This window comes from Alteromonas oceanisediminis (genome assembly GCF_018474025.1).
Lineage (GTDB): Bacteria > Pseudomonadota > Gammaproteobacteria > Enterobacterales > Alteromonadaceae > Alteromonas_E > Alteromonas_E oceanisediminis.
Map to the genome: position 1 here is coordinate 447,101 of NZ_JAHCTA010000003.1, position 8,774 is coordinate 455,874.

Consider the following 8,774-nt stretch of genomic DNA (forward strand, 5'->3'; position numbering starts at 1 on the left):
AAAATACTGGTCTAATGAGGTAAAAATTGAAAAGGTATCGACTGATACTCACCAAAGGCGCGCGCTGAGTAAACCGCAAAATGCAAGTGCGGCAGTGAACTAAAACCGGTATTGCCAGAATAGCCTAGCATATCACCCGCACTCACCTCCTCGCCGGTTTCAACCGCAACACCATTAAATTGCAGATGATAATATTCACCCGTAGTACCATCGCTGTGCAGTATCACAACGTAGTTAGCGTACTTTGCGTAGCGCCTTGATGCGCCGCCCTGCCTGTGGCTCTGCTCCGTGTCGATAACCAAGCCTCCTCGCGCTGCATGTACCGGCGTTCCCACTGGCATGGCAAAATCGACAGCATAGCGAGATGCTCCGGTATGGCTATACCCTCCCCCAAAGCCCTGCACCATGCGGTACTGCTGTTCTGGCGCGAAGGGCAATTGATACCGATAGGTATCATCGTGTGTGGCGTTAAGTACCCCGCCTACCCAATGAAAGCGCGAGTACACGCGCGTGGTCTGGTTGAGTTGTCGCGGTTTTATCACAACCAGTTCAACACGCTCTTCAGGCCCAAGCGACACCGTCATATGCTTGGGTAAAGGTTGATTATCGACGGAAATTGCATTGCGCCACCAGAATTCCGTGGTCACCACCACAGGAAAACGAGTGCGATTCTGTAACACCAAAACAGCGTGTTGATGATGGCTGGATTGTTCAGCGCACCACCAGTCGTCGAAGCAGCCAGAAAACTCGTCGACGAAGGTGGTAGCCTTGGCACTGCCAGAGAGCACTGATAACACAACAACGAATCTGACCAGCAACGCACACATGCGCTGCCGCTCGAAGGTTTGATTATTTGGGAAGGATACGTGAAACATGTTGAGCAAAGGGTTCAGCGCGCATAAAGCCAGTCACACGGCCCGATTTTATTTCGTTGCCTGAGCTATCAAAAAACAGGATCGTCGGTAATCCTAAGACCGAAAACTGTTCCTGAAACTCGATACTCGTTGGCGTGTTGTCAGTCAAATCGATTTGCATCCACACGGTGTTGCTCAGGGCATCCACCACCTCAGGATCAGGAAAGGTATACTTTTCGAACTCTTTACACGCTACGCACCAATCCGCGTACAGGTCCACCATCACACTTTTTCCGTCGGCCACTGCTCTGCCAAGCTTCGCTTCAAAGTCAGCTAAATCTCTAACCACTACAAATTCTGGATGCCCTTTTTCACTCACACCGGCCTCGCCAGCACTTCCGCTTGCGACCATTCTTTGCGGACTCAGCGCAGTGTAACCGTACAACGCAGAGCCTAAGAGGCCAGCAAATATGACAAAGGTCCGTACGCCTTTCCAGAAGGTTAGCGCACTATTTTGATTGATGACGAAGAAGTACGTGAAGGTGGCGAAACCCAACACCGCATACATGATATCGGTCCATACGCTAATCCATAAGCGCTCCAAAAACAGAATGGCTACGGCCATCATCATAAAGCCAAACGTGGTCTTGACTACGTTCATCCAGTTGCCTGCTTTAGGCAGTAGTTTCCCACCGGTTATCCCAAATATGATCAACGGGATCCCCATACCAATACTCAGTGCATATAACGAGACAAAGCCGAGTAATAAATCACCGCTTTGCGCAATAAACAACAATATCCCGGTTAATGGAGCGGTAGTGCAAGGTGATGCGACTAGACCGCTGATCATGCCCATCACAAAGACACCGAATAAACTGCCACTCTTTTGGTCATTACTTAGACCATTGAGCTTCTCCTGCCACTTGCTGGGCAGTTGCAATTCATACGCGCCAAACATCACCAACGCCAGTAATACAAACAATACAATCAGCACAATCAGAATCGCAGGGTGCTGCAACGCGGCTTGGAATTTGACGCCCGCCGAGGCCACAATGAGGCCCAATATAGAGTACGTGATGGCCATCCCTTGCACATAAATGAACGACAATAAAAATGCACGCGATGTTTTGATTTGCTTGCCCTGGCCAATCACAATCCCCGACAAAATGGGGTACATCGGGAAAACGCACGGGGTAAATGCCAACCCGATGCCTAACGCTAAGAACACCAATAGGGTCAGCGCAAGCCCCTGTTCGGAGGAAAGTCTATCTGCTAAGGCAAATTGTTCAGACACGCCCTCAACTTTGTCAGCTGGCTCAGAAGCGTTGTCTGCGTTCGTTGTATTGACGGCATCCAGATAAATCACTTTAACCGTGGGTGGATAACACAAACCTGCTTCGGCGCAGCCTTGATAGCGTAACTTTACTGAGCCATCCTGCTGTGCGGTTATAATGGGGAAAGACACCGATAGTTCATTAAAGAACACATCAGATACACCGAAAAACTCATCTTCTATCTCAACCGCCGGGGGAAAACTGGGCTCGCCCAAAGTCACATCTTTGGTCACAGTTTTGAACTGCTTCTTATACAGGTAGTAACCTTCGGCAATATCGAAAGTGATCAGCAACTCATCGCCTTGCTGTGAAAAATCAAATTGGAAAGCCTGTGCTTCTTGTAAAAACTCAGGTTCATCAGAAAACAAATCACCGAGCGGGTCGTCGACGCTTTGTGCCTCGCACGCCCAAGGAAAAGACAGAACTAAGGCGGCAATTAACAATAAGGCGTTTCTATATTTCATGTAAGACTACTTCTCATCCAGTTCAAATAAGATGGGCTTGCTCGGCCATCTAAAACCACCCACTCGGGTACGTCGTAAGGATGAAGCTGCGACACTAACTTTGCTGCTTCATCAAGTTGTTCATGTTGCGTTTTAATCAACAATTGTGATTCGTTGCACTGCTCCACTTTGCCTTCCCAGCGATATACGCTGGTCACATCATCAAATACATTGACACAGGCAGCGAGACGGTTCTCGATCAAACCCTGAGCAATGCGTTGTGCAGTGGCGTTATCCGGAGCGGTACACAGCACTAAGCAAATTGTATTTTGGTTCACTGGATTGACCTGACGTAGCAATAAACAATTTCAGTGATGATATCAATTAGTTGTTCGGGCCACCATGTGATGGACGGTGTCAGAGCGCAAATATTCGACTATCCACGGTATCTGCATTGAAGTTACGGCATTTAGCCCTATCTTTGTTTACAGAACGTAGTGAAAGAGAATTGGTTTGGGTAAACTTTTTATTTTATTCGCTGTAATGCCCATTGTGGAAATTGCAGTGCTCATTCATGTGGGTGAGATTATTGGTGGCTGGAACACCGTGGCAATCGTTTTATTTACCGCTTTTGTCGGCGCGTACTTGGTAAAGCGCGAAGGTATTTCTACGCTCACAACGGCCCAACGAAAGATGCAGCAAGGTAAGGTGCCGGGTGAGGAAATGGCGCAGGGTTTATTACTCGTGATCGCCGGTGTTTTGCTGGTCACGCCTGGTTTCGTCACCGACTTTATTGGCTTACTGTTTACCCTGCCGCCAACGCGTAAGTTTTTTGCTAAATCGTTAATGGCAAAAATGGTTGCGAGTCCGAACGTCTCGGCGTCATTTACGACAGGGCAGTTTAATCAACACGGATTTAAGCAAGGCACTGCACAGTCATCCGACGCAGACGGTGACATCATCGAAGGGGAATACCACGCGACGGATAATGAAAGGTTAAATACGCCTCAAGACGATAATCACAACAGTGATAACCAACGCCGTCGATAACCTGACGGCGTTTGTATTTCATAAAGTCATTTTTTTTAATTTTTTCGACAAAATAACCTTGAGTTCCACAAGGGCATACCCATCTATGCGTGCAGAAAAGATTTTGTGTCATTACTGGAACATTTGTCAGTGATGGCCATTTAACAACTCGGCGTGCCGAGAATCATTCAAAACCCAGTAATTCAATATTTTCAGGAGATTTGAAAATGGCAATTCGTCCTTTACATGATCGCGTTATTGTTCAGCGCGACGACCAAGAAAGCAAATCTGCAGGCGGCATCGTTCTGACGGGTTCAGCAGCAGAAAAATCAACTCGCGGCAAAATCATTGCAGTGGGAAATGGTCGCGTGCTTGAGAATGGTGATGTCAAAGCGCTTGACGTAAAAGTTGGCGACACCGTTATTTTCAACGACGGTTATGGTGTTAAAACCGAAAAGCTAGACGGTGAGGAAGTACTCATCATGAGCGAAAGCGACATTCTCGCAATCGTAGAGTAAGACTTTTAAACCACAGATTTTAGAGGAATATAAAAATGGCAGCTAAAGAAGTCCGTTTTGGTAATGACGCTCGCACGAAGATGCTTGCAGGCGTAAACATTCTGGCAAATGCAGTAAAAGTAACCTTAGGCCCGAAAGGTCGTAACGTTGTTTTGGATAAGTCGTTTGGTGCGCCAACGATCACAAAAGACGGTGTTTCAGTCGCGAAAGAAATCGAACTTGAAGATAAGTTTGAAAACATGGGCGCGCAAATGGTTAAAGAAGTTGCTTCTAAAGCTAATGATGAAGCAGGTGACGGAACAACAACAGCCACTGTACTTGCGCAAGCTATCGTTACAGAAGGCTTGAAAGCCGTTGCTGCGGGTATGAACCCGATGGACCTGAAACGCGGTATCGATAAAGCGGTTATCGCTGCAGTTGATCAACTTAAAACCCTCTCTGTGCCTTGTGCAGACAGCAAAGCCATCGCTCAAGTCGGCACAATTTCTGCCAACTCTGACCTAGAAGTCGGTGAAATCATTGCTGAAGCAATGGATAAAGTTGGTAAAGAAGGTGTGATCACGGTTGAAGAAGGTCAGGCATTGCAAAATGAGCTTGACGTTGTTGAGGGTATGCAGTTTGACCGCGGTTACCTGTCTCCATACTTTATTAACAATCAAGAGAATGGCACGGTTGAACTCGACAGCCCGTACATCTTATTGGTTGATAAGAAAATTTCTAACATCCGTGAGCTATTGCCTACGTTAGAAGCAGTGGCTAAGTCATCTAAACCATTAATGATCATCGCAGAAGATGTTGAAGGCGAAGCACTGGCAACACTAGTTGTGAACAACATGCGCGGTATTGTGAAAGTTGCTGCCGTTAAAGCGCCAGGATTTGGTGACCGTCGTAAAGCGATGTTGCAGGACATTGCGGTACTGACTGGCGGTACGGTTATCTCTGAAGAGATCGGCCTTGAGCTTGAAAAAGTTCAGCTTGAAGACTTAGGCACAGCGAAACGCGTTGTGATCAGCAAAGACAACACCACAGTCGTTGACGGCGCCGGTGAAGAAGATGCGATCCAAGGTCGTTGTGCTCAAATCCGTGCACAAGTTGAAGACTCAACCTCTGACTACGACAAAGAAAAGCTTCAAGAGCGTTTAGCCAAACTTGCTGGCGGTGTTGCCGTTATCAAAGTGGGCGCTGCGACTGAAGTTGAAATGAAAGAGAAAAAAGCCCGCGTTGAAGATGCGTTGCACGCAACTCGCGCAGCGGTTGAAGAAGGCGTGGTTGCCGGTGGTGGTGTTGCACTTGTCAGAGCCGCAGCGAAAATTGCTGACCTGAAAGGTGACAATGAAGACCAAACTCACGGTATTAAACTCGCGTTGCGCGCGATGGAAGCACCATTACGTCAAATCGCTTCCAACGCCGGCGCAGAAGCGTCTGTGGTCACCAACAGTGTCAAAGGCGGCGAAGGTAACTACGGTTACAATGCCGGTAACGACACATACGGCGATATGATTGAGATGGGTATCCTTGACCCAACTAAAGTCACTCGCTCTGCGTTACAGTTTGCAGCTTCTATCGCAAGCTTGATGATCACCACTGAAGCCATGGTGACTGACGCGCCAAAGGAAGATGAGCCAGCCATGCCAGATATGGGCGGCATGGGTGGAATGGGTGGCATGGGCGGCATGATGTAATCTGCCAGCCAAACCGCTGCTCCTTAGAACCCCCAATGTCATGAGGCATTGGGGGTTCTATTTTTTGGATGACGCAAATAGCCCCTCTTACCTAATTACATTGCTCTGCCAACCGCATTGCTGTATGTTTTTTACTCACATCACTTTCACCGTTTGCTGTGACGTCGTCAGTATCTTCCCTTTTAGTATGGAAAGTCCTTTTTAAGACTACGCTGCCGTGAGCAACGCCCTGTGAGTGGAATCTGCTCGTTCAACAACGTTCACTAATCAAAGACAAAGGAAGGCTCATGAAAGCAATACTTATCACTGGTTGTAGCTCGGGTTTTGGGTTTGACGCAGCGAAATATCTCGCGTCTGCTGGGCATCATGTGTACGCCACCATGCGTAACACAGAAGGGAAAAATGCTTCTTCAGCTCAGGCTTTACATGATTATGCACAGGATAATGACGTTAAGATTGACGTCCTTGAGCTGGACGTTACATCAGATGACAGTGTGGCAGAGGCATTCACTCATGTTTCCTCGCTGGATGTTGTGATCAACAACGCAGGCCTCGGTTATGGCGGTCCGATCGAAGCGTTTTCGTCACAGGCTGTATTGGCGCAATTGGATTTAAATATTGTGGGTACCATGCGGGTTGCTAAAGCGGCTCTACCGCTGATGCGCGCTCAGCAATCAGGGCTAATCATTCAAGTCAGCTCAACCGCTGGGCGAGGGGCCTTTCCAGGCTTCGGTGTTTATCATGCCAGTAAATGGGGGCTGGAGGGGTTTAGCGAAGCTATGCGCTACGAATTGGCCCCATTAGGGATTGATGTCGCCATTGTTGAATCTGGCCCATTCTCAACCAGCTTCTTCGCAAACGTGGTGAAGCCTTCGGATGAAGAAATCGCTTCTGCTTATGAACATATCACTCAGTTTATGGATGGATTTGCCGAGCAAGTCACCACACTTTTTGAGGATGAAAACGCGCCAACAGACCCGATGATCGTCGTGAAAACTTTCGAACACCTGATCAACCAGCCCGTGGGCAGCCGTCCGCTGAGAACCATTGCGGGTCTGGATTTTGGTCTACAAAAAGTCAATGACGCTGTAGAACCTATCCGAAAGGATGTAATGCAACAAATGGGCATTGGTGAGTGGGACGGCCCTGCTCCGTAGCTATTTAGGCTCACTAAATGCGCCTTGCTGGGCGCTGCACTGATAGAAGCTGGGCTGTAGACCCGTCATTTTTGGGTAAACTTGGGTTACCTTCTGCTCCACCTGTGCGACCAACTCCGGTGTGGTAACAACCACTACGCAACCGCCAAATCCGCCGCCGGTCATTCTCACGCCCCCACGACTCCCAATCACCGATTTCACTATTTCCACCAGTGTATCAATCGGTTCAACGGTGACCTCAAAGTCCTCTTTCATTGAACGATGGGACGAAGCCATTAGCCGACTGATGCTGTCTAAGCTACCGGTTTGTAGCGCGTTGAACATGTCCAGTACACGCTGATTTTCCGTGATCACGTGGTGTGCTCGTTGATACGCTAACGGCGGCAAGCTCTCTCGTGATGCGTGTAAGTCTGTTAAGTTTGCACTCCGCAAACTGTCTACTCCCATGCACTGCGCGGCCTGCTCACACTGCTTGCGTCTTAAGTTGTATTCACTGTCAACTAAGCCTCGTTTCACATGACTGTTGATGACAAGCACCGCATAATCCTCAGGGATTTTGGTGTGGGAAACGCTCAAGTCCGCACAATCAAGTAGCATGGCATGCCCTGACTTCCCCTGCGCACTAATTAGCTGGTCCATAATTCCGCACGCACAACCCACAAATTTGTTTTCTGCTCGCTGAGCAAGTTTTGCTGCCTCAACGCCTGTCAGAGGCAAATGATAGGCATCTCGGAATACGGCTAATAGGGCTATCTCCAACGAAGCTGAAGAACTCAATCCGGCGCCTTGAGGCACGTCACCACTGATCACCATATCAAGGCCACCTATCTGTGGATAGGCATTGCGCAGCTCTACCAACGTACCTCGCACGTAGTTCCCCCAACCAAATGGGCTGGGCGCGATACGTTCATTCAGTGAACAACTGTCTGATTGGCAATCAAAGTCTAATGCATACACACATACCTGCTCATCGTTTCTCACTTTTGCGGCGATGTAGGTACCTCTGTCGATGGCTATCGGAAGCACAAAACCTCGGTTGTAATCGGTGTGTTCCCCGATCAAGTTGACTCTGCCTGGCGCAAACGAGAGCAGATCCGGCTTTTGGCCGAATACGGCTTCATACCCCTGAATGACCTTTTGTTGCATGAATTGGGGATCGGGTCGAACTTCTTCACTAAGCATTGTCAGGAGCTCCACTCAAATAGTGCACATTGGATTGCATTTTCAATTGCTCAGCAGCCTGCTCTGGCGTGATGTCGCGCTGACTTTCAGCAAACATTTCATAACCCACCATAAATTTTCTCACGTTGGCCGAGCGCAACAAGGGTGGGTAAAAGTGCGCGTGTAACGTCCATGCAGCATCAACTTGGCTTTGTGGTATGGGAGCTTTAAGTCCCGATGGCAAGTGACGTAAGACCGGCGCACTTGCCCATCCCATACTATAAGGAAAAGAGGTTTGAAAAAGATTGTCGTAGCGAGCGGTAATATCTCCGAGTATCGCGGCGAGACGGGTGCTGGCTTCGGCACTGATATCGGCCATACTGCTTATATGTTGCTTGGGCAATACTAATGTTTCAAAGGGCCATGCGGCCCAATAAGGCACAATCACCACCCAGTGACTGTTTTGACACACCACCCGTTGCTCCTGACCCAGTTCACGTTGCAGGTAGTCGTAAAGCAGTGGTGAACCATGCTGTTGAAAGTAGTCTGTGAGGTTTGTTAACTTGTGTTGCGCAATGGTTGGCAGGTGTCGCTGC

9 protein-coding genes are annotated in these 8,774 nt (G+C 48.6%); 4 read left to right on the top strand and 5 right to left on the bottom strand.

Going from position 1 to position 8,774, the window contains the following annotated elements; all coding sequences use genetic code 11:
• Nucleotides 1-11: 11 nt before the first annotated feature.
• From KIU71_RS07480 to cutA, 3 genes are read right to left on the bottom strand one after another with little or no spacing between them, the layout of a single operon-like run.
• Nucleotides 12-875 carry a M23 family metallopeptidase gene (locus KIU71_RS07480; RefSeq protein ID WP_250207329.1) on the bottom strand — a complete coding sequence of 288 codons (864 nt, stop codon included), beginning with the start codon at nt 873-875 and terminating at the stop codon, nt 12-14.
• A complete protein-coding gene (locus KIU71_RS07485; RefSeq protein WP_214130564.1) occupies nt 850-2,652 on the bottom strand; it encodes a protein-disulfide reductase DsbD in 1,803 nt (600 codons plus the stop codon). The genes KIU71_RS07480 and KIU71_RS07485 overlap by 26 nt, the downstream gene beginning before the upstream one ends.
• A complete protein-coding gene (gene cutA / locus KIU71_RS07490; protein ID WP_214130565.1) occupies nt 2,649-2,969 on the bottom strand; it encodes a divalent-cation tolerance protein CutA in 321 nt (106 codons plus the stop codon). The genes KIU71_RS07485 and cutA overlap by 4 nt, the downstream gene beginning before the upstream one ends.
• Nucleotides 2,970-3,144: 175 nt before the next feature.
• On the opposite strand from cutA, the gene KIU71_RS07495 reads away from it, so the two are divergent.
• The 4 genes from KIU71_RS07495 to KIU71_RS07510 all read left to right on the top strand — a co-directional run bounded on the left by KIU71_RS07495 (nt 3,145) and on the right by KIU71_RS07510 (nt 7,017).
• A complete protein-coding gene (locus KIU71_RS07495; RefSeq protein WP_214130566.1) occupies nt 3,145-3,681 on the top strand; it encodes an FxsA family protein in 537 nt (178 codons plus the stop codon).
• 206 nt (nt 3,682-3,887) lie between these two features.
• A complete protein-coding gene (locus KIU71_RS07500; protein WP_214130567.1) occupies nt 3,888-4,178 on the top strand; it encodes a co-chaperone GroES in 291 nt (96 codons plus the stop codon).
• Between the two features lie 35 nt (nt 4,179-4,213).
• The gene (groL, locus tag KIU71_RS07505; protein ID WP_214130568.1) at nt 4,214-5,860 is read left to right on the top strand and encodes a chaperonin GroEL; all 1,647 of its coding nucleotides are present in this window, start codon (nt 4,214-4,216) and stop codon (nt 5,858-5,860) included.
• Nucleotides 5,861-6,147: 287 nt separating this feature from the next.
• The gene (locus KIU71_RS07510; RefSeq protein ID WP_214130569.1) at nt 6,148-7,017 is read left to right on the top strand and encodes an SDR family oxidoreductase; all 870 of its coding nucleotides are present in this window, start codon (nt 6,148-6,150) and stop codon (nt 7,015-7,017) included.
• On the opposite strand, the gene galK is transcribed toward KIU71_RS07510, so the two are convergent.
• Both galK and galT read right to left on the bottom strand, forming a co-directional pair.
• Nucleotides 7,018-8,199 carry a galactokinase gene (galK, locus tag KIU71_RS07515; RefSeq protein ID WP_250207330.1) on the bottom strand — a complete coding sequence of 394 codons (1,182 nt, stop codon included), beginning with the start codon at nt 8,197-8,199 and terminating at the stop codon, nt 7,018-7,020.
• On the bottom strand, nt 8,192-8,774 hold a 583-nt coding region (galT, locus tag KIU71_RS17810; protein ID WP_250207331.1), incomplete at its 5' end, for a galactose-1-phosphate uridylyltransferase. The genes galK and galT, both read right to left, overlap by 8 nt.